This is a genomic window from Lacinutrix cladophorae, assembly GCF_053604645.1.
In genome coordinates this window covers 210036-233337 of record NZ_JBSHNR010000087.1, presented here as the reverse complement: position 1 = coordinate 233337, position 23302 = coordinate 210036, and the positions used below count along the sequence as shown (strand labels likewise).

15 protein-coding genes, 5 tRNA genes and 1 pseudogene are annotated in these 23302 nt (G+C 33.2%); 1 reads left to right on the top strand and 20 read right to left on the bottom strand.

Annotation, left to right across the window (positions count from 1 at the left end; genetic code table 11):
- Positions 1 to 3769, bottom strand: a pseudogene (locus tag ACVC3Y_RS05815) (hypothetical protein); the annotation flags it as partial.
- A gap of 589 nt (positions 3770 to 4358) precedes the next feature.
- Between ACVC3Y_RS05815 and ACVC3Y_RS05810 the strand changes: the two are divergent.
- Positions 4359 to 5948, top strand: a complete 1590-nt coding sequence (locus ACVC3Y_RS05810; RefSeq protein ID WP_303426252.1) for a peptide chain release factor 3 — start codon at positions 4359 to 4361, stop codon at positions 5946 to 5948.
- A 623-nt stretch (positions 5949 to 6571) separates the two neighbouring features.
- Here ACVC3Y_RS05810 and ACVC3Y_RS05805 read toward each other — a convergent pair.
- The 19 genes from ACVC3Y_RS05805 to ACVC3Y_RS05715 all read right to left on the bottom strand — a co-directional run bounded on the left by ACVC3Y_RS05805 (position 6572) and on the right by ACVC3Y_RS05715 (position 23275).
- Entirely contained in the window at positions 6572 to 6889 is a 318-nt protein-coding gene (locus tag ACVC3Y_RS05805; RefSeq protein ID WP_303426250.1) for a DUF3467 domain-containing protein, read from the bottom strand.
- 152 nt (positions 6890 to 7041) lie between these two features.
- Positions 7042 to 11343, bottom strand: coding sequence for a DNA-directed RNA polymerase subunit beta' (gene rpoC / locus ACVC3Y_RS05800; RefSeq protein ID WP_452226350.1), 4302 nt, complete (start codon positions 11341 to 11343; stop codon positions 7042 to 7044).
- A gap of 72 nt (positions 11344 to 11415) precedes the next feature.
- Positions 11416 to 15228: a DNA-directed RNA polymerase subunit beta gene (gene rpoB, locus ACVC3Y_RS05795; RefSeq protein WP_303426246.1), complete on the bottom strand. Its 3813-nt coding sequence runs from the start codon at positions 15226 to 15228 to the stop codon at positions 11416 to 11418.
- Positions 15229 to 15352: 124 nt separating this feature from the next.
- Entirely contained in the window at positions 15353 to 15727 is a 375-nt protein-coding gene (gene rplL / locus ACVC3Y_RS05790) for a 50S ribosomal protein L7/L12 (protein ID WP_303426245.1), read from the bottom strand.
- Positions 15728 to 15789: 62 nt separating this feature from the next.
- Positions 15790 to 16311 (bottom strand): 50S ribosomal protein L10, encoded by a 522-nt coding sequence (gene rplJ, locus ACVC3Y_RS05785; RefSeq protein ID WP_303426244.1) that lies wholly within the window; start codon positions 16309 to 16311, stop codon positions 15790 to 15792.
- 19 nt (positions 16312 to 16330) lie between these two features.
- Positions 16331 to 17020 carry a 50S ribosomal protein L1 gene (gene rplA, locus ACVC3Y_RS05780; RefSeq protein ID WP_452226349.1) on the bottom strand — a complete coding sequence of 230 codons (690 nt, stop codon included), beginning with the start codon at positions 17018 to 17020 and terminating at the stop codon, positions 16331 to 16333.
- Between the two features lie 19 nt (positions 17021 to 17039).
- Positions 17040 to 17477, bottom strand: coding sequence for a 50S ribosomal protein L11 (rplK, locus tag ACVC3Y_RS05775; protein ID WP_215967225.1), 438 nt, complete (start codon positions 17475 to 17477; stop codon positions 17040 to 17042).
- A gap of 69 nt (positions 17478 to 17546) precedes the next feature.
- Entirely contained in the window at positions 17547 to 18101 is a 555-nt protein-coding gene (nusG, locus tag ACVC3Y_RS05770) for a transcription termination/antitermination protein NusG (protein ID WP_303426240.1), read from the bottom strand.
- Positions 18102 to 18112: 11 nt separating this feature from the next.
- Complete coding sequence (secE, locus tag ACVC3Y_RS05765; protein ID WP_303426238.1) at positions 18113 to 18310, bottom strand: preprotein translocase subunit SecE; 198 nt, start codon at positions 18308 to 18310, stop codon at positions 18113 to 18115.
- A 17-nt stretch (positions 18311 to 18327) separates the two neighbouring features.
- A tRNA-Trp gene (locus ACVC3Y_RS05760) sits at positions 18328 to 18400 on the bottom strand.
- A 63-nt stretch (positions 18401 to 18463) separates the two neighbouring features.
- Positions 18464 to 19651, bottom strand: coding sequence for an elongation factor Tu (gene tuf / locus ACVC3Y_RS05755; RefSeq protein ID WP_452226348.1), 1188 nt, complete (start codon positions 19649 to 19651; stop codon positions 18464 to 18466).
- A 66-nt stretch (positions 19652 to 19717) separates the two neighbouring features.
- Positions 19718 to 19789: transfer RNA gene (locus ACVC3Y_RS05750), tRNA-Thr, on the bottom strand.
- A 10-nt stretch (positions 19790 to 19799) separates the two neighbouring features.
- Positions 19800 to 19872 (bottom strand) — tRNA-Gly (locus tag ACVC3Y_RS05745).
- A gap of 70 nt (positions 19873 to 19942) precedes the next feature.
- Positions 19943 to 20024 (bottom strand) — tRNA-Tyr (locus ACVC3Y_RS05740).
- 33 nt (positions 20025 to 20057) lie between these two features.
- Positions 20058 to 20131: transfer RNA gene (locus tag ACVC3Y_RS05735), tRNA-Thr, on the bottom strand.
- Positions 20132 to 20235: 104 nt separating this feature from the next.
- Complete coding sequence (hpf, locus tag ACVC3Y_RS05730; protein ID WP_303426236.1) at positions 20236 to 20538, bottom strand: ribosome hibernation-promoting factor, HPF/YfiA family; 303 nt, start codon at positions 20536 to 20538, stop codon at positions 20236 to 20238.
- A gap of 32 nt (positions 20539 to 20570) precedes the next feature.
- Complete coding sequence (locus tag ACVC3Y_RS05725) at positions 20571 to 21464, bottom strand: tyrosine-type recombinase/integrase (RefSeq protein ID WP_303426235.1); 894 nt, start codon at positions 21462 to 21464, stop codon at positions 20571 to 20573.
- Positions 21465 to 21605: 141 nt separating this feature from the next.
- Complete coding sequence (rpsU, locus tag ACVC3Y_RS05720; protein ID WP_303426234.1) at positions 21606 to 21800, bottom strand: 30S ribosomal protein S21; 195 nt, start codon at positions 21798 to 21800, stop codon at positions 21606 to 21608.
- A gap of 95 nt (positions 21801 to 21895) precedes the next feature.
- Positions 21896 to 23275: an alpha-amylase gene (locus ACVC3Y_RS05715; protein ID WP_303426233.1), complete on the bottom strand. Its 1380-nt coding sequence runs from the start codon at positions 23273 to 23275 to the stop codon at positions 21896 to 21898.
- Between the last annotated feature and the right edge of the window lie 27 nt (positions 23276 to 23302).

Here is a 23302-nt window from a genome sequence, read left to right as displayed (position 1 = left end):
AATCTGCAAATACTGTTACTGGAGAAGTGTATCCTGTTTCTGTTCCTTCTTGTGCTCCATTACCATCTTCATCATTATATACTGTTCCTGTTACAGATCCGGCTGTGGTATATCCATCGATTCCGGCACTAACACTAGTTCCTCCAACAGGAGTAACACTAGTTGGCTCTGTTCCTTCAGTTAATGTAGATCCTGTTGGTAAAGTGGTGGTATCCACTACGATATCAACTGAAGTTCCTAAAGGTACACCTTCTATGGTGTATGTTCCATCTGCTGCTGTTGTTCCTGTTGGCTCTCCTGCGTCTAATACGCCATCACCATCTAAATCTGCAAATACTGTTACTGGGGAAGTGTATCCTGTTTCTGTTCCTTCTTGTGTTCCATTACCATCTTCATCATTATATACTGTTCCTGTTACAGATCCAATACAACCGTTAACAGTATCATCCGTAGAACTAACATCTGCCTGTCCATTTCCACTATTTGCAGCATTAGGAATACCATTTGTATTTATTGCTCCAGTAATCATTCCATTAGCATCCAATTGAGAAGCTACTAATCCTCCATTACCTTCTAAAGCGTCTGGACAAGCATCTCCATCACTATCTAAATCTAAATGATTAGGAATCCCATCACCATCTGAGTCTAAAACTGTTGTGTTTATTGGGTTTACAAAATTAGTAACACAATTAAACTCTACATTATGCTGTCTTCCAGAAGCGGAAGCTCCAGCAACTCTAGCAACAACACCTAACCTAATTGTATAAGAAGATTTACCATTATGCTGTGTAGCATAATTTACTTGCGGGAAACCATTAGTTACAGATGGATACTCTGTAATACCAGCTGTACCAACAATAAAATTATCCTCAAATGTTACTAATAATTCTGTATCCTGATTAACAGTATAACTATTTGCTAATTGTGACCAATTCTGTTCACCATAACTTGCACCACCATCGACATCGTTAAAATTAACAAAGAATTCAGGAATAATAACATCATTAACTCCGGCTACTCCATTTGTTGTCACAAAATCAAATCTATATTCCGTATACGCACGATCTCCAACATTAGTTAACGTGAAAGCAGATCTTGGCTGAAAAGAATTAACGTTTAAAGAATTATCATCTAAAACAGGAACTGTTGTTCCATTTAACTCAACAATAGTAACTAAAGCATCTACACCAGGGATTACTCCAGGAAATCTGAAAGTTTCGTTTAATAAAAATGTATTTATATTTCCATCACCTCCTGGTTCTTCAGAATACGCATTATTAAAGTTTAATACCGTAGCAGAAGTACAGGCTGGTTGTCCTGGAGTAGTTACCAAACCTTCGTTTACATCTGAAATACCATCATTATCATCATCTTCATCACATCCATCAGGTAAAGCATCTCCATCATTATTTGCTTTATCATCAAAGCCAGGACATAAATCGTTTGCATCAATAGTTCCATCGTTATCTGAATCACATTGTCCATTTAAATCAGAAGGTGTTCCATCTATAGCTCCTCCTACTCCTTGACCTGCATTTTCATCTACATTACTAGGTACACCGGTACCTGTATTAACAGCACCTGTTAATTGTCCATCTACAACACTACTTGCACTAATACTGTCTGCTCCTTCAAGCGCATCAGAACAACCATCTCCATCACTATCTAAGTCTAAATAATCTGGAATACCATCTTCATCCGTATCTAAATCAGGACAAGCAAAAAGTATAAATTCAATTCCATCTGAAAGCACACCTGAAACACCATCTTGCACAAACTGGATTGTAAAAGTTGATATATTTCCATTTACCTGTAAAGATCCTGCAGCTGTACCATCTGCTACATTTTGAGTACTTTCGAAAGTATATCCTGTTCCTACAGGATTACCTGAACCACTATCTTTAGCGGTATTAGATGTTACAAGAAAATCAGCAGTACCACTTAAAGCAGTCCAAGTTAAACCTCCTTGCAAGGTCATTAAAGCAGAATTTTCTGTAGCACCATCACTACCACCTAATCTATCTACGTGTAATATTGGATTTGTTACATTAATTGGATCTCCAGCAGCGTCTTCAAAAGAAACCGTTAAAGTACTCCCCCAACTATATTCTCTTACTAAAGAAGCATCACCACTCAAGGTTTCAGACCAAAAAGCTTCCGTATTAAAACTATCTGCTCCATTAACCTGAAAACCAGTTGAATTCGTCACCAACCTTGCTGTTACTCCATTTCCGTAATCGAAAGTTGCTTCAGTATCACTTACTAAAGTCCATGTACCAGATTGAATTGGTGTTGTACAAATCCCTTCATTTATATCTAAAATACCATCATTATCATTATCTAAATCGCAGCCATCTGGAACAGTATCATTATCTGTATCTACTGAATCATCAGAACCTTGACAAATATCTGAACCATCTAAAACCCCATCATTATCTCTATCACACTGTCCATCTACATCAAAAGCAGAAGCATTTTGAGAAGTACCTATTGTTTGCCCATTATTAACATCCACATTATCAGGGACACCAGTTGTTGCATCAATATCACCATCAAGTGCTCCTTCTGCTTCTACTTCTCCAACAACAATAAAATCGCCACCTTCAATCGCATCAAAACAACCATCATTATCCGAATCAAAATCTAAATGATTAGGAATTCCATCCCCATCAAAATCATAAACATCTGGCACACCATCTCCATTAGCATCGGTATAATCGGTTAAACTTGCGTCACCAGTACCATCATCAACAGTGTCTTCCCAGTTTGGTATACCATCTCCATCTTCATCATAGCTTGGAGAATACCCATTAGATTCATCAATATCTAAAATCCCATCATCATCATCATCTAAATCATCAATATCACTAAACCCATCTCCATCAGCATCAGGCAAAGAAAAAATAAATAATTTACCATCCCCATGATCATAATTAGCTGCTGTTATTTGTACATCTGTTATAATAGAACCTAGCTCAGCAATGCTATCTACATAAAAAAGTGCAATACCAATGGTACCTCCATTTTGTCCAACAACTTTATTAGTCAACCAGTAATCTGCATCACCTGTTGGTGCAATTACAGCATCAATTGTTCCAAAATTATTTGCTCCACCTGTACCACCATGACCATAATAGGTTGGGCCTTGTGGGTTTACAAAAGTACTACCTAAAGATTCTGTAGTTGTACTTCCAGATTTTGTACCAAAAAACTCTATATGATAGCAATTATTTGCATTACGTTCTGTAATAGCAATTATACTACCTGAGGTACTTCGTATCCCAGGAGAATATGAAAAAGTTTGTCTTTGAGCAATTGTTGACTCTTCATTTGGAACCCCATCTGCTGCAGTATAATTATCACAAATATCTTGTCCATTTTGAGATGCTTCAAAATAATGATTTAAGTTTTTATCTTGAAATGCAGCTAACGCTAAAGCATCCCAATTTGGTGTAATTACAGGATCACTTGATGTAGCTAAATTAACACCATTTTCTTCAACTCCATTTTGATTATGCCCTTGTTGCCCCAACTGAGTTAACGCATAAGATTGTGGTACTCCAAAGTCTGTAAAAACACGTGTCCCAACAGTTATACTTTGTATAGTTGCGGGATCTGTTCTTACAGTTTGTGAATCACTCCATTGAAACGAAACACCAGATTGTATACTAGGTGCATTTGTTTGCGACATGATTGAATTAAAAGAAAATAAAGCAAAAACTAATAAACTTAGTGATTTTGCATTAGAGAATCGAGTAAAGATTTTCATATTATAGAGGGTAATTTATTTTTTATTATATAAAAAAAGTTCTGCAATGCAAGCACCACAAAACGTATTAATTATTTCGCACAAAGAACTAGCACAACATCTTGTGTTAGTTTTATTCAATAAAATTTTATTATAGTTATCCACTCTCTTAGGGAGAAATAATGGTTAAACTTTGTTTTTACGGTTTTTCCGTAAAATTATTTTTTAAACAAAAGTATCAATACAATGCTATAATTATATCGATATACTAAAAACATTCACTTAAATCGATGAAAAACAAATACGCACGACTAAGTGATTATTTCAGTAATTTATTGTACAAAAATCAAAAAATTTATGTGAATTTAATCTTAATGTTTAAACAAGACTAGTTTTATCGTTGTGATGAATAATTTTAACGATAAAAGAATTTATTTTAAAATAAGTAGCTAAATACTTAACCTAGCACTATAATAATTACTATAATTTACAATAAAACCAAGAATTTAAATTAAAATTAAAATCTATATTATTATAAAACTATTATAATAATCTTGATACAATTAATATAATACTTTGAATACTTTATATTTGCCAAAATTAATTTTCAATGAAATTTATAGACGAAATCAACCGTAGACGAACTTTTGGAATTATTTCGCATCCAGATGCAGGAAAAACTACACTTACCGAAAAATTATTACTCTTTGGAGGTGCTATCCAAGAAGCTGGAGCAGTAAAAAGTAATAAAATAAAAAAAGGAGCTACTAGTGATTTTATGGAAATTGAAAGACAACGTGGTATTTCTGTAGCAACCTCTGTTCTAGCTTTTGAATATAATGGTATAAAAATAAATATTCTAGATACACCTGGACATAAAGATTTTGCTGAAGACACCTTTAGAACTTTAACTGCTGTAGACAGTGTTATTGTAGTAATTGATGTAGCAAAAGGTGTGGAAGAGCAAACAGAAAAACTCGTTGAAGTTTGTAGAATGCGAAACATACCGATGATTGTTTTTATAAATAAAATGGATCGTGAAGGAAAAGATGCTTTTGAACTACTGGATGAGATTGAACAAAAATTAGGATTAAAAGTAACTCCTTTAAGTTTTCCTATAGGTATGGGTTACGACTTTAAAGGAATTTATAATATATGGGAGAAGAACATTAATCTTTTTAGTGGAGATAGCAGAAAAAACATTGAGGAAACGATAGAAATTTCTGATTTAAATTCTAGTGAATTAAATAAATTAATAGGAGATAAAGCTGCAGAAACATTACGCGAAGAGATAGAATTAGTAGAAGGCATTTATCCAACTTTCCAGAATTCTGATTATTTGGAAGGCAATTTACAACCCGTATTTTTTGGATCTGCTTTAAATAGTTTTGGAGTACGTGAATTATTAGATTGTTTTGTAGAAATAGCACCTAAACCGAGAGCTAAACAAAGTGAAGAACGACTTGTAAAACCTGATGAAGATACATTTTCTGGGTTTGTATTTAAAATACATGCTAACATGGATCCAAATCATAGAAACAGATTGGCTTTTATTAAAATAGTATCTGGAGAATTTAAAAGAAATACTTCTTACTTACACGTAAGACATAATAAAAAAGTGAAATTTTCTAGTCCGAATGCGTTTTTTGCTGAAAAAAAAGAAATAGTAGACATTTCATATCCTGGAGATATTGTAGGTTTACAAGACACAGGAACTTTTAAAATTGGTGATACCTTAACCCAAGGGGAAATACTAAACTATAAAGGTGTACCAAGTTTTTCGCCAGAACATTTTAGATATATCAATAATGCAGACCCAATGAAATCTAAACAATTAAATAAAGGTATCGATCAATTAATGGATGAAGGTGTAGCACAATTATTTACTTTAGAACTAAATGGTAGAAAAGTTATAGGAACTGTAGGAGCTTTACAATATGAAGTTATACAATATCGATTAGAGCATGAATATGGAGCAAAATGTACCTACGAAAACTTAAATGTTTTCAAAGCTTGTTGGATTGAAACAGATGATGTAAAAAGTGAAGAATATAAAGAGTTTTTAAGAGTTAAACAACGTTATTTAGCTAAAGACAAAAGAAATCAATTAGTTTTTTTAGCAGACTCAGCATTTTCTTTACAAATGACACAACAAAAGTATCCAAATTTAAAATTCCACTTTGTAAGCGAGTTTAAATAAAAATACTCATTTAAAGCACCTTTAATAAACTTATAACTCATTAACCTTAAAACCATATAGTGCAAATCCAAAAAACCCTTAAAACGCTTTTATTTATCTCAACTTTTAATCGAAAATAAATAATATTTATTTAAAAACAGATATCGATAATAAATATTGATACTTAATGCTTTATCATAAATTTCACTTTTGAATAAAAAAATATTTTAAATTTCTAATGATTAATCCCCAAATTAATCTATTTATGAAAATTCAAGATAAGCAATTAATTAATGAAAATATTACTGCTACAATAAATCATAAATTTCTATGCATGTACAAAATGATGTACTAGGGAACTATCGGGTATTTTAAAGAATTCCATGAATATATCTAGTTCAGTAATTAAATAAATCATAAAATGCCTTTTCTGGTGTTTTTTATATTGTTTTAATAAAAAGGAAACATCTTAAATATTTGCTTACTTTTATTTATAAAATAATGGCAAAAAAAATCCCTTTTATAAATAAAAGGGATTATTCTTTATTGTTTATGCATCGTTGTTGGTCCAAATTAATTGGAATTGAAGGTTTGCTTTTGAAACATGTAAAGCAAACTTTTTTGTGATTAACTTGAATTCTTTATTAAGCCTCTCCCGTTGGCCCAAAATTAAGTGGAATTGGAGGTTGCTCATAATCTTTAATTTCACCGTGCATATTTTCAAATTTAGCTACGTTATCACTTAAAGCTTTCATTAAACGTTTTGCATGCTGTGGTGTTAATATAATTCTAGATTTCACCTTACTTTTTGGTGTTCCAGGCATAATACTAACAAAATCTACCACAAACTCGGAAACAGAATGGTTAATAATTGCAAGGTTAGAGTAAGTTCCTTCAGCAACTTTCTCATCTAATTCTATATTAATTTGTCCTGGTTTTTTCTTGTTTTTATCTTCTGCCATCGTAAACTTATTTTTATTTCCGTGAAAACGGAAGTTATATTATTTTTTTTTATTTAAAAAAAAAGTCCTGTTTAGAAAAACAGGACTTTTTTTATTATTAAAACATTAGTTTCAAATTAAGAGATTCCTACCTGCGCAGGAATGACAATTATTTAATTGTAATTAACTTCTTGTTTTGCTTGCATCATTTGATCAAATTCTTCTTTAGACCCGACAATAATGTTATCATAATTACGCATTCCTGTTCCTGCTGGAATTCTGTGTCCTACAATTACATTTTCTTTAAGTCCTTCTAAAGTATCAATCTTACCTGCTACCGCAGCTTCATTTAATACTTTTGTAGTTTCTTGGAAAGAAGCTGCTGATATAAATGATTTTGTTTGTAATGATGCTCTTGTAATACCTTGTAAGATAGGAGTAGCAGTTGCTGGTCTAGCATCTCTAGCTTCCACCAATGCTTTATCTTCACGACGTAAAATAGAATTTTCATCTCTTAAATCTCGTGCAGAAACAATTTGTCCCTCTTTTAAGGTATCAGATTCTCCAGCGTTTTCAACTACTTTCATTCCAAAGATTTCATCATTTTCTTCAATGAAATCAGATTTATGTACTAGTTGATCTTCAAGGAAAATAGTATCGCCAGAATCTATAATTCTAACTTTACGCATCATTTGTCTAACAACTACTTCGAAGTGTTTATCATTAATTTTCACTCCTTGTAAACGATATACCTCTTGTACTTCATTTACTAAGTATTGTTGAACAGCAGATGGTCCTTTTATGTTTAGTATATCGTTAGGTGTAATAGAACCGTCTGATAAAGGCATACCAGCTTTTACAAAATCGTTTTCTTGTACAAGAATTTGATTCGATAATTTTACTAGATATTTCTTAATATCTCCAGTTTTAGATTCTACTATAATTTCGCGATTACCTCTTTTAATTTTTCCAAAAGAAACCACACCATCAATAGCACTAACAACAGCTGGATTAGAAGGGTTACGTGCTTCAAATAATTCTGTTACACGTGGAAGACCTCCTGTAATATCTCCTGCTTTTGCGGATTTACGTGGAATTTTAACTAAGACTTTACCAATCTTAACTTTTTCACCATCGTCAATCATAATGTGTGCACCTACTGGTAAATTGTAAGAACGAATTGCTTCGCCTTTACTATCTTCAACAATAAGCGTTGGGATAAGTTTCTTGTTTCTAGATTCTGAAATTACTTTCTCTTGGAAACCTGTTTGCTCATCTATTTCTACTTGGTAAGTAACACCTTGTTCAATATTTTCATAACGTACTTTTCCAGCAAATTCTGAAATAATTACACCGTTATATGGATCCCATTGACAAACTACGTCTCCTTTAGTTAATTTATCTCCATTTTTCACATAGACATAAGAACCATAAGGAATGTTATTAGTACTTAATGTTATTCCAGTTTTCTTATCTATTAACTTAATTTCTGAAGTACGAGAGATTACAACATCTACAATGTTACCTTCATTATCTTCTCCTTTTACAGTTTTAAGTTCTTCAATTTCTGCAACACCATCAAATTTAACGGCTAATTTATTTTCTTCAGAAATGTTTCCTGCAATACCACCAACGTGGAATGTACGAAGTGTTAACTGTGTTCCTGGTTCACCAATAGACTGTGCTGCCACAACACCTACTGCTTCTCCACGTTGCACCATTTTGTTTGTTGCAAGGTTTCTTCCATAACATTTAGCGCAAATACCTTTTTTAGCTTCACAACTTAATGGAGAACGAGCATCTACGGTATCAATTGGAGAGTTTTCAATTGCTTTTGCAATATCTTCAGTAATTAACTCATTAGCACCAACTAATAATTCGTCTGTTAAAGGATTGTATATATCGTTTAATGAAATACGACCTACAATTCTTTCTTCTAAAGTTTCAACAACTTCATCATTCTTTTTAAGTGGAGAAATTTCTACTCCTCTTAAAGTACCACAATCTACAGTATTAACAATAACATCTTGTGATACATCTACTAAACGACGTGTTAAATATCCTGCATCGGCAGTTTTAAGTGCTGTATCGGCAAGACCTTTACGCGCACCGTGTGTCGAGATAAAGTATTCTAAAATAGAAAGTCCTTCTTTAAAGTTAGAAAGAATTGGATTTTCAATAATAGATCCTCCACCTGCAGTAGATTTTTTAGGTTTTGCCATTAATCCACGCATTCCTGTTAACTGACGAATCTGTTCTTTAGATCCACGAGCTCCAGAATCAAGCATCATATATACCGAATTGAAACCTTGTTGGTCTTCACGAATACGTTTCATTGACAATTCCGTCAATTCAGCATTGGTAGAAGTCCAGATATCAATCACTTGGTTATAACGTTCGTTATTTGTTATAAGTCCCATGTTATAGTTACCCATAATACCATCAACTAAGCCATTCGCTTTGTCAATCATACTTTGTTTTTCAGGTGGAATAATAATATCCCCTAAACTAAAGGATAAACCACCTTTAAATGCATAGTAGTATCCTAAAGTTTTTATTTCATCTAAAAATGCAGCCGTTTCTGGTACTGAAGTTACTTTTAAAATATCACCAATAATATTTCTTAGTGATTTTTTAGTTAATACTTCATTAATATAACCTGCTACTTTTGGTACGTTTCTATTAAAAATTACACGTCCAACAGTCGTTTCAATAATTTGAGGAACTAATTCTCCTGCGTCATTAAAATCTATAGCTCTTACTTTAATTCCTGCATTTAAATCTACACGTTTTTCATTGTAAGCAATAGTAACTTCTTCTTCAGAGTAGAATGTTAATCCTTCACCTTTAACTTTAACCGTATCTGTAGAAGTACGTAGCTTAGTCATATAATAAAGACCAAGTACCATATCTTGAGATGGTACAGTTACTGGCGAACCATTTGCAGGATTTAAGATATTATGAGAAGCCAACATTAATAATTGACATTCTAAAATAGCTTCTGGTCCTAATGGTAAGTGTACTGCCATTTGATCTCCATCAAAATCGGCATTAAATGCAGTAGTTACTAACGGGTGTAATTGAATTGCTTTTCCTTCAATTAATTTTGGTTGAAAAGCTTGAATACCTAGTCTGTGAAGTGTAGGAGCACGATTTAAAAGTACTGGATGTCCTTTTAAAACATTTTCTAAAATATCCCAAACTACAGGTTCTCTTTTATCTATAATTTTCTTTGCAGATTTTACAGTTTTCACAATACCTCTTTCAATTAGTTTTCTAATTACGAAAGGTTTGTAAAGCTCTGCTGCCATGTTTTTAGGCAATCCACATTCAAATAATTTTAATTCTGGTCCAACAACAATTACAGAACGTGCAGAATAATCGACACGCTTACCAAGTAAGTTTTGACGAAAACGTCCTTGTTTACCTTTAAGGGAATCTGATAAAGATTTTAATGGTCTGTTAGAGTCTGTTTTTACTGCAGATGATTTACGTGTGTTATCTAATAAAGAATCTACAGATTCTTGTAACATACGTTTTTCATTACGTAAAATAACTTCTGGTGCTTTTATTTCAACAAGTCTTTTAAGACGGTTATTTCTAATAATTACACGACGATATAAATCATTTAAATCTGAAGTTGCAAAACGTCCACCATCTAAAGGTACTAAAGGTCTTAATTCTGGTGGAATAATTGGCACTACTTTTAAGATCATCCATTCTGGACGGTTCTCTCTATTTTCGTTAGATTCTTTTAGCGCTTCTACAACTTGTAAACGTTTTAAAGCTTCGGTTTTACGTTGTTTAGACGTTTCGGTATTTGCTTTGTGACGTAACTCGTAAGAAAGTGTTTCTAAATCTATTCTAGCTAATAAGTCTATTAAACATTCTGCTCCCATTTTAGCTAGGAACTTGTTTGGATCTGTATCATCTAGGTATTGGTTTTCTTTTGGAAGTGTTTCTAGAATGTTTAAATATTCTTCTTCTGTTAAGAAATCCATTTTTTGTAATGGTTCTCCTTCGGCATTTTTAGCAATACCTGGTTGAATTACTACGTAACGTTCGTAGTAAATAATCATATCTAATTTCTTAGATGGTAACCCTAAAAGGTAACCTATTTTGTTTGGTAAAGAACGGAAATACCAAATATGTGCAACAGGGACTACTAAATTAATGTGTCCTACTCTGTCACGACGTACTTTCTTTTCTGTTACTTCTACTCCACAACGATCACATACAATCCCTTTGTAGCGAATACGTTTATATTTTCCACAAGCACATTCATAATCCTTTACTGGACCAAAAATACGCTCACAAAATAAACCGTCACGTTCTGGTTTATGTGTACGATAATTGATAGTTTCTGGTTTTAAAACTTCACCTCTAGATTCTGCTAAAATAGACTCTGGTGATGCTAAACCAATGGAGATTTTATTAAATCTCTTTACTGTGTTCTTATCTTGTTTTCTTGCCATGTTTTTTAAGTCTTCAGTTTTCAGTAACAGTATCCATTAGTAATGCATACTGTTAACTGATTACTATTTTTTTTACTCCTCTAATCTAATGTCTAATCCTAAACCTTTTAATTCATGCATTAATACATTGAATGATTCTGGTAATCCTGGATCTGGCATTGGTTCTCCTTTCACGATACTTTCGTATGTTTTAGCTCTACCAATTACATCATCAGATTTAACTGTCAATATTTCTCGTAATGTTGCAGATGCTCCATATGCTTCTAGTGCCCAAACTTCCATTTCACCAAAACGTTGTCCACCAAATTGTGCTTTACCACCAAGAGGTTGTTGTGTAATAAGTGAGTATGGTCCTATAGAACGAGCGTGCATTTTATCGTCAACCATATGTCCTAATTTTAACATATAGATAACTCCAACTGTTGCTGGTTGATCAAAACGGTCTCCTGTACCACCATCATATAAATATGTGTGTCCAAATCTTGGGATTCCAGCTTCATCTGTAAATCCATTAATTTGGTCTAGTGTTGCTCCATCAAAAATTGGCGTAGCATATGTACGGTTTAATTTTTGTCCAGCCCAACCTAAAACAGTTTCGTAAATCTGACCAATATTCATACGAGAAGGTACACCAAGTGGATTTAATACAATATCCACAGGAGTTCCGTCTTCTAAGAATGGCATATCTTCTTGACGTACAATACGAGCAACAATACCTTTGTTACCATGTCGTCCTGCCATTTTATCTCCAACTTTAAGCTTACGTTTTTTAGCAATATAAACTTTTGCTAATTTGATAATACCAGCTGGTAATTCATCTCCTACAGAGATAGTAAATTTTTCACGTCTTAAAGAACCTTGTAAATCGTTTTCTTTAATTTTGTAATTATGAATTAAATCTGCAACTAACTTATTGGTCTTGTCATCTGTTGTCCAAGTACCTGAAGTTAAGTGTGTATAATCATCTACAGCATTTAACATTTTAAGTGTAAATTTCTTTCCTTTTGGAAGTACTTCTTCACCTAAATCATTAAATATACCTTGCGCAGTTTTTCCATTTACAAGTGTAAATAATTTATCTACTAAAACACTTTGTAAATCGTCAAACTTAGTATAATATAAAGCTTCTAATTGCGCTATATCTTCTTTGTCTTGTGCACGTTTACGTTTATCTTTTACAGCTCTTGCAAATAACTTCTTGTTAATTACAACACCATGTAAAGAAGGTGATGCTTTTAAAGATGCATCTTTTACATCTCCTGCTTTGTCACCAAAGATTGCACGTAATAGTTTTTCTTCCGGAGTTGGATCAGATTCCCCTTTTGGTGTAATTTTTCCGATAAGGATATCACCAGGTTTTACTTCTGCTCCAATTCGAATCATTCCGTTTTCATCTAGATCTTTAGTAGCTTCTTCAGAAACATTAGGAATGTCGTTAGTTAATTCTTCATTACCTAATTTTGTATCTCTAACGTCTAAAGAGTACTCATCTATATGAATGGATGTAAAGATATCTTCACGTACTACTTTTTCAGAAATCACGATAGCATCCTCAAAGTTATACCCTTTCCAAGGCATAAAGGCTACTTTCATGTTTCTACCTAAGGCTAGCTCTCCTTTTTGAGTTGCATATCCTTCAGATAAAACTTGTCCTTTTTTAACTTTATCTCCTTTAACAACAATCGGTTTCAAGTTAATACTTGTACCTTGATTTGTTTTTCTAAACTTGGTTAAAGGATATGTTACCGTATCTGAATCAAAGCTTACTTTAGCTTCATCTTCTGTACGATCGTATTTTATTGTAATTTCTAATGAATCTACATATTGAACAACTCCATCTCTTTCTGCATTGATAAGTACACGAGAATCTGAAGCCACTTGACGTTCTAAACCAGTTCCTACAATAGGAGCTTGCGGACGTAATAATGGTACAGCCTGACGCATCATGTTAGATCCCATTAAGGCTCTATTTGCATCATCATGCTCTAAGAAAGGAATTAATGAAGCAGAAATAGAAGATATTTGATTAGGAGCTACATCTGTATAATGTAATTCTTTAGGGTCAATTACAGGGAAGTCACCTTCCATTCTAGCAATTACCTTATCATGTAAAATCTTTCCATTATCGTCAACTTCTACAGTTGCTTGAGCAATTAATTTATCTTCTTCTTCTTCTGCACTAAGATAAGTTGGATTGCTTTTAATATCTACAACACCATCTGTTACCTTTCTATAAGGGGTTTCAATGAATCCCATAGAATTCACTTTAGCAAATACCGAAAGTGAAGAAATAAGTCCAATATTTGGTCCCTCAGGAGTTTCAATAGGACAAAGTCTTCCGTAGTGAGTATAGTGAACATCACGTACCTCAAAACCAGCTCTTTCACGAGATAGACCTCCAGGTCCTAATGCGGAAAGACGACGCTTATGCGTAATCTCTGCAAGCGGATTGGTTTGATCCATAAATTGAGATAATTGGTTCGTACCAAAGAAAGAATTAATTACAGAAGATAATGTCTTTGCATTAATTAAGTCAATAGGTGTAAACACCTCATTATCACGAACGTTCATACGTTCACGAATCGTTCTTGCCATACGTGCTAAACCAACACCAAACTGAGATGATAATTGTTCACCTACTGTACGTACACGACGGTTAGATAAGTGGTCAATATCATCAATCTCTGCTTTAGAGTTAATAAGCTCGATTAAATATTTTATAATAGTTATGATATCTTCTTTGGTAAGCACTTGCTTATCCATGCCAATATCTAACTGTAATTTTTTGTTCATTCTGTAACGACCTACTTCTCCTAAAGAGTAACGTTGGTCACTAAAGAATAATTTATCTATAATTCCACGTGCAGTTTCTTCATCTGGCGGCTCGGCATTACGTAGTTGTCTATAAATATGTTCTACTGCTTCTTTTTCAGAGTTAGTAGGATCTTTTTGAAGTGTGTTATGAATAATTGCGTAATCACCTTGTTCAGCACTTTCTTTATGTAAAAGAATTGTTTTTACATTTGCTTCAAGGATTTCTTCAATATTATCTTTATCTAAAACAGTATCACGATCTAAGACGATTTCATTACGTTCGATAGATACTACCTCACCAGTGTCTTCATCTACAAAGTCTTCATGCCATGTATTAAGTACACGTGCAGCAAGTTTACGTCCTAAGATTTTTTTAAGCCCTGATTTTGATACTTTAACTTCTTCCGCTAAATCAAAAATTTCAAGAATATCTTTATCACGTTCAAAACCTATTGCTCTAAATAAAGTGGTTACAGGTAATTTTTTCTTTCTATCAATGTACGCATACATTACAGAGTTTATATCTGTAGCGAACTCTATCCAAGAACCTTTAAATGGTATTACTCTTGCAGAGTATAATTTAGTACCATTAGCGTGGAATGATTGCCCAAAGAACACACCTGGTGAACGATGTAATTGAGAAACTACAACGCGTTCTGCACCGTTGATACAAAAAGTACCAGAAGGTGTCATGTAAGGTATTGTACCTAAGTACACATCTTGAACAATGGTCTCGAAATCCTCATGTTCAGGGTCTGTACAGTATAACTTTAACCTTGCTTTTAATGGAACACTATATGTAAGTCCTCTTTCGATACATTCTTCAATAGAATATCTAGGTGGATCAATAAAGTAATCTAAAAATTCTAATACAAATTGATTACGAGTGTCTGTTATTGGGAAATTTTCTAGAAAGGTATTGTATAGGCCTTCATCTCCTCTTTCTTCAGATTTTGTTTCTAACTGGAAAAAATCCTGAAAGGATTTTATTTGAATATCCATAAAATCTGGATATTCAGTTCTATTGATAATAGATGAGAAATTTAATCTTTCAGCTTGTTTTGCTAACATCAATGGACGGAATTTTGATTAAAAAAAATATAAAGCGTATACGTCATATTTATATACGCAAAATGGTCTAGGTCTTAGAACACATGTTCTAGACCTAAACCTTTATGTTGTTTGCTTGTTAAGCTTACTTAAGCTCAACCTCTGCTCCAGCTTCTTCTAAAGAAGATTTTAAGCCTTCAGCTTCATCTTTAGAAACACCTTCTTTGATTGCACTTGGTGCATCATCAACTAAACCTTTAGCTTCTTTTAAACCTAAACCAGTTAATTCTTTAACAAGTTTTACAACTGCTAATTTAGAACCACCAGCAGCTTTTAATATTACGTCGAATTCAGTTTGAGCTTCTGCAGCGTCTCCACCTGCAGCAGGTCCAGCAGCAACAGCTACAGCTGCAGCAGCAGGCTCGATACCATACTCGTCTTTTAATATAGTTGCTAATTCATTAACTTCTTTTACTGTTAAGTTAACTAATTGTTCTGCGAAATCTTTTAAATCTGCCATTTTTCTATCGTTTTAATAATTTTGTAAATAATATATAATTGTAAAAGTGCGTACTTTTTAAATTATCCCTCTTTTTGAGATAATGTTTTTAAGATACCTGAAAGTTTTCCTCCACTCGATTGAAGCGCTGAAATAACGTTTTTAGCTGGAGATTGTAATAATCCAATGATATCTCCAATTAATTCTTCTTTCGACTTGATGTCTACTAACATATCTAATTGCTCATCGCCAATGTAAATAGCTTCCTCAATAAAAGCACCTTTTAATAAAGGCTTTTCTGATTTTTTTCTAAAAGCCTTAATAACTTTAGCTGGAGCATTTCCAGTTTCAGAATACATCACTGATGTATTTCCTTTTAAAACTGTAGGAAGCTCACCAAATTCTCTATCTGATGCTTCCATTGCTTTTTCAAGTAATGTGTTCTTAACAACAGCTAATTGCACGTTTGCTTTAAAACAAGCACGACGTAAATTTGAAGTTGCAACTGCATTTAATCCAGAAATATCTGCTAAATAGATATTTGCATTATCAGCTAATTGTGCAGTTAAGTCTTTAATTACTTGTGATTTTTCTTCTCTTGTCATAATAAAAGTTTTTAACTAATTAACCTATTTTTGGATCTACTGCAATACTAGGGCTCATTGTAGAAGACATAAATATGCTTTTTACATAAACTCCTTTTGATGCAGTTGGTTTAAGTTTCATTAATGTTTGTAATAATTCATTTGCATTACCTTCAATTTTATCAGCACTAAAAGATGCTTTTCCAATTGCAGCGTGTACAATACCAGTTTTATCCACTTTAAAGTCGATTTTACCAGCTTTTACTTCTGTAACGGCTTTTGCAATATCCATTGTTACGGTACCAGTTTTAGGGTTTGGCATTAAACCACGAGGACCTAACACACGTCCTAAAGGACCTAATTTACCCATAACACTAGGCATAGTAATAATAACGTCTACGTCTGTCCAACCACTCTTGATTTTGTCAAGGTACTCATCTAAACCAACGTAATCTGCTCCAGCTTCTTTAGCTTCTGCTTCTTTATCTGGAGTTACTAATGCTAAAACTTTTACGTCTTTACCTGTACCATGAGGAAGAGATACTACACCTCTTACCATTTGGTTAGCTTTTCTAGGATCAACTCCTAAACGAACTGCTAAATCTACAGATGCGTCGAATTTTGCATTCGATATTTCTTTAATTAATGCAGAAGCTTCTGTAATAGAATAAATTTTACCTTTTTCTATTTTTGCTAAAGCTTCTTTTTTCTTTTTTGTTAATCTTGCCATTTTAAATTTCTTTTATAGATTAATTTGGCGCGTTTCCAGTCACGGTTATACCCATAGACCTTGCGGTTCCAGCTACCATCTTCATTGCAGATTCAATTGTAAATGCATTTAAATCTACCATTTTGTCTTCTGCGATAGTTTTCACTTGATCCCACGAAACTTTAGCTACTTTTTTTCGGTTTGGTTCTCCAGAACCCTTCTTGATTTTTGCCGCTTCTAATAATTGTACTGCAGCTGGTGGTGTTTTGATTACAAACTCAAATGATTTGTCTTTGTAAACAGAAATTGCCACAGGTAATACTTTACCTGGTTTATCTTGTGTTCTAGCATTAAATTGCTTACAGAACTCCATGATATTAACCCCAGCAGCTCCTAGAGCGGGTCCAACCGGTGGCGACGGATTCGCTGCACCTCCCCTTACTTGTAACTTAACTACTTTGTCTAACTCTTTTGCCATTTTAAATAATTTAGTCGATGTTTACTTTTATTGGAAGCAAAAGAAACATCTATCTTTATGTAACAATTATTATACTTTTTCTACTTGCATATAACTAAGTTCTAATGGTGTTTTTCTTCCAAAAATCTTAACCATTACTTCTAGTTTACGTTTTTCTTCATTTATCTTTTCAATACTTCCATCAAATCCATTAAATGGACCATCTATAACTTTCACTGTTTCTCCTATGGTGAAAGGTATAGCAACATTAACATCTGTATCTACTTCCAGTTCATCAACCTTACCTAACATTCTATTTACTTCAGATTGTCTTAAAGGTACAGGCTCTCCTCCTTTTGTTTCCCCTAAAAATCCAATAACATTAGTTACTGATTTTATTATATGAGGAATCTCTCCACTTAAATTAGCCTGAACCATAATGTAACCAGGGAAGTAAACCTTTTCTTTACTTATCTTCTTACCATTACGTATTTGAATTACTTTTTCGGTAGGAACTAATACTTGATCTACATAATCTTGCAAACCTAGTCGAGCTATTTCATTCTCGATGTATGCTTTAATTTTGTTTTCCTGACCACTTACAGCTCTAACAACGTACCATTTTTTTTGAATTCCTTCAGACATAAAACTTAAAATTATCCGTTTATTAAATTAAAATAATACCCAATAACTTTACTAAAAACTGTATCTACTCCCCAAATTGCTAATGAGAAAATAATAGAAAACACAGCTACAAGAATAGTTAAACTTTGTGTTTCTGCCCATGTAGGCCAGCTCACATTGTTTTTTAATTCTCCAAATGATTCTTTTATATAATTTACAATTCCTGCCATTATAATATTTGTATTTGCACGGGTTGAGAGACTCGAACTCCCGACACCTGGTTTTGGAGACCAGTGCTCTACCAACTGAGCTAAACCCGTAAATATAAGTGAAGGCGTTCTGCCAAAACAGAACACCTTTACTTATTATTTATAAACTTTTAATTAGTCTAAAATCTCAGTAACCTGACCAGCTCCTACTGTTCTTCCTCCTTCACGAATAGCGAAACGAAGACCAACATTCATTGCAATTGGTTGAATTAACTCAACAGTAATCGTTAAGTTATCTCCAGGCATTACCATTTCAACTCCATCAGGAAGCGCAATGTTTCCTGTTACATCCGTTGTACGAACGTAGAACTGTGGACGGTAATTGTTATGGAATGGAGTGTGACGTCCACCTTCTTCTTTTTTAAGAATATAAACCTCTGCTTTAAATTTAGAGTGAGGTGTTACTGAACCAGGTTTAGTAATTACCATACCTCTAGAGATTTGAGATTTTTCAATACCTCTTAATAAGATACCAGCGTTATCTCCAGCTTCTCCTCTATCTAATATTTGACGGAACATTTCAATTCCTGTAATTGTAGATGTTAACTTTTCAGCTCCCATTCCAATAATCTCAACAGGATCTCCTGTATTAGCGATACCAGTTTCAATACGACCAGTAGCAACAGTACCACGACCTGTAATTGAGAATACATCTTCAATTGGCATTAAGAAATCTTTATCAACTTCACGAGTTGGCTCTTCAATCCAAGCATCCACTTGTTGCATTAATTCTAAAACTGTATCTACCCATTTTTGTTCACCGTTAAGTGCTCCTAAAGCAGAACCAGAAACAACAGGTCCATTATCACCATCGTACTCATAGAAGCTTAATAAATCTCTAACTTCCATATCAACTAACTCTAAAAGCTCTTCATCATCAACCATATCTACCTTGTTTAAGAAAACAACGATACGAGGAATACCTACTTGACGACCTAATAAGATATGCTCACGAGTTTGTGGCATAGGACCATCTGTAGCAGCTACAACTAAAATAGCACCATCCATCTGTGCAGCACCTGTAACCATGTTTTTTACATAATCGGCGTGACCTGGACAGTCAACGTGCGCATAGTGACGATTTTCAGTTTGATACTCTACGTGCGAAGTATTAATTGTTATACCTCTTTCTTTTTCTTCAGGTGCGTTATCAATTTGATCAAATGATCTTGCTTCTGAAAAACCTGCATCAGCTAATACTTTAGTAATAGCAGCAGTTAAAGTTGTTTTACCGTGATCTACGTGTCCAATAGTACCAATGTTTAAGTGTGGTTTTGAACGATCGAAAGTTGCCTTTGCCATGTTTAATTTATTTTAATCTTATTTATATTATTGTTCAATTTATTCTATACTAATTTCTAAAAAAAGAGCCAATGACGGGAATTGAACCCGTGACCTCTTCCTTACCAAGGAAACGCTCTACCCCTGAGCTACACCGGCTAAATATTAGAGCGAGAGACCGGGTTCGAACCGGCGACATTCAGCTTGGAAGGCTGACGCTCTACCAACTGAGCTACTCTCGCAATTATTTAAAATTCTAAACATTTACAATCTTACTTGTTTTTAATTTTTTTTGGTATTAATTAAAAAAAGTGGGGAGAGCAGGATTCGAACCTGCGAAGTTAAAAACAACAGAGTTACAGTCTGTCCTCGTTGGCCGCTTGAGTATCTCCCCAATTATAAATATTTCACTCTATTAAAGAACTTGAGCCGATGGAGGGACTCGAACCCACGACCTGCTGATTACAAATCAGCTGCTCTAGCCAGCTGAGCTACATCGGCTTTTTTTTATTGGCTTTTTAGCTATAAAAAAAGCCCGCTATTTCTAACGGACTGCAAATGTATATATTTATTTAATTATTCAAAACATTTTTTCAATATTTTTTTCATAAATATGATCTTAATTTTTCTTTTCGCTTTTTTAACTGTCTTTCTAGAGATGCAATTGCTACATCTGCACCTTCTTCAAAAGACTTACATTGCTTTTTTACAACAAAGCTATCTCCTGGAACACTTACTCGTGCTTCAAATATTTTATTTTCTTTATCGCTTGTGTTTTCTACTTTTAAAAAAACATCGGATTTAATTATTTTATCATAAAAAGTATCTAGCTTATCCATTCGTTTTTGAATAAAGTCTAATAGTTTTTGGTCTGCATTGAAGTTGACGGATTGGGTGTTTACTTTCATACTTCTAATTTATTATAGGTTAAACAATTATGCTATTTTTTTTTACTTCTTGGATGTGTGTTTAGATATACTTTTTTTAACTCTGCAATACTATTATGTGTATATATTTGTGTTGCAGCTAAACTAGAATGACCAAGCAATTCTTTAACAGCATTTAAATCTGCACCTTGATTTAGTAAATGAGTCGCAAATGAGTGCCTTAATATATGCGGGCTCTTTTTTACTTTAGTAGATGCTAAACTAAAATACTCATTTATTATTCGGTAAACAAGTGTTTCATAAATTTTAACTCCTTTTTGTGTTAAAAACAAATAGTCTTTATCTTTTATTACTTCTAATTGATTTCTTACTTCTTTATATTTTTTAATAGTTCGAATTACAGATGATAATAATGGTACAAATCTTTCTTTATTACGTTTTCCTAATACTTTCAAGGTATTATTTGAAAGATCTACATCATGAACTTTAAGCGTTACTAATTCAATTCTTCGAATTCCTGTAGAGTAAAACAACTCTATTATAAGTTTATCTCTAAGGCCTTTAAAGTCTTCTTGAAAGTTTAACTCGTCTAACACTATAGCTATTTCTGTTTCAGAAAATGGTATTTGAATTTTCTTACTCGTTTTTAAAGCTTTATGTTTTGCTAGCGGATTTATTTCTATTTCTCCAATTTTAAGAAGAAACTTATAGTAGGTATTTAATGCTGAAACTTTTCTATTGATACTTCTATTGGAAATTTCTTTTTCGACCATAGAAACGATCCAACTTCGTACTTGTGAATAATTTGCGTCTTCAATACCATCTTGATCGAATTGAGCTGTGTTGAATTCTAAAAAATCAGATAAATCTTTTTCATATGCTTTTACAGTAAGCTTAGAATAGTTTTTTTCTAACAAAAGATAGTCTATGAAAGATTTGAATGGCATTACTTTAGTTACTAGTTATTAGTTATTAGTTATTAGTTATTAGTTAAATGTACTAAAGTTTTATTGGAAATAATTTTTAAACCAAAAAAAATCCTATTAGGTATTACTAATAGGATTTTGTATTGCTTTCTTTAAAAGTGCTTAAACGTTTTCTGCATCTCTTAAACCTTGCACATATTGTGCTTTTTGCACTTGCGCTCTACGTTCTATAGAAGGTTTATTATATTGCTTACGCTCTTGCAGTTGATTTTTAACTGTAGTTTTAACAAATTTACGTTTGTAACGTTTTAATGCTCTTTCTATATTTTCTCCTTCTTTTACTGGAATTCTTAACATCGTTATTAACCTCCTCTCTTTTAGATTTTTTAAGGCTGCAAATATAGGAAGGAAATTAAAATAAAAACTACTATTTTAAAACTTTTACTTACTTTTTATTTTACAGACCAAACCGAATAGCTTTTAGGTGGTGCTTGTATTTTAACCCATTTTCCAGATTGTGTTGTTGGCTCCCAAGTTGAATGTCCAGTGTAGTCTTTAATTACTGTATTAGACCAATTGGTTTCTACCCATCTTTCTTGCCAGGAATTAGAATTGTTTATATAAACAACTATGCCATTATTATTATAACCATTTCTTTTAGCTATATATTCATCTGTATCTACATGCAAGATATTAGTAGATCCACCAGCTAAATTATTGTGAATCCATATTAAATTATTTAGTCTTTCTTTATCTAACCATTCTTCATAATCTTTATAAAAAATTGTAGGATATCCTTCATGAGTTAATATATACGCATAGGCCAAAATTTTATTATTTATTATTTCATCTGTATCGTGATTGGTTACAAAAGTCACTGCTTTAGATGCATTTTGTTTCCATAGCATGTTATCATTTAGGGCATTTAAGTTATTTCCCATAAATGCATCTTTCATTTTATAATAACAAGCAAAATCGAAAGCACTTGCCTCCGCATCATTTGTCCAAGAGTCTAATAGTGTAACATTGCTATCCCATAATTCACCAACAGAAAAACCACCTACTTCATTTTTCCATTCTTTAACTACCCATGGTTCAAAACCTTTAACATAATCAAAGCGCCAACCATCAAAACCAATAACATCTCTATAATATTTTGCGACACTATTGCTGTTTTTCCATAACCAATCTTGCACATAAGTTTGGTGGTGACATAAATCTGGAAACCCACCAAACGCACCACTATCATTAGAATGCACATTATTTGCATGAAAATCTGTAGTAGAACGATAGAAGTTTCCTGAAAGCGGATTAAAATCGGTCCAAGTATTACCACCTGTATACGGATTATACTCACTAGCTCCACCACTATTATGATTGATTACAATATCTGCAATTACATTTAATCCATAAAGGTGTGCATTATCTATCATGTTGGTTAGTTCTGTTCTGGACCCAAAACGAGTTTCAACACTTCCCATTTGGTTGTATTCTCCGAAATCAAAATAATCAAAAGGGTCATATCCCATGGAAAAGGGTCCGTTTTGTGCTTTAGATACTGGCGGAAGCCAAATAGCGTCTATTCCTGCATTACTCCAATCTTCCACTTTGGTGTTTATGGTATTCCACCAAGTACCTCCGGCTGGAACATCCCAATAAAAAGCTTGCATCATAACACCAGAACCAATAGATTTTAAACCTGCTCTTTGTGTAGACTGTGTTGTTTTTTCTTCTATTTGAACAGTTTGATCGTTAAAATCTGCTTCCTCATTGCTACAGCTCCAAACTATTAGGAAAAGAAATGCTAGGCATGTAATTGTAAAATTTTTCATTTTGTCTACGATTTGTGGTTAATAATA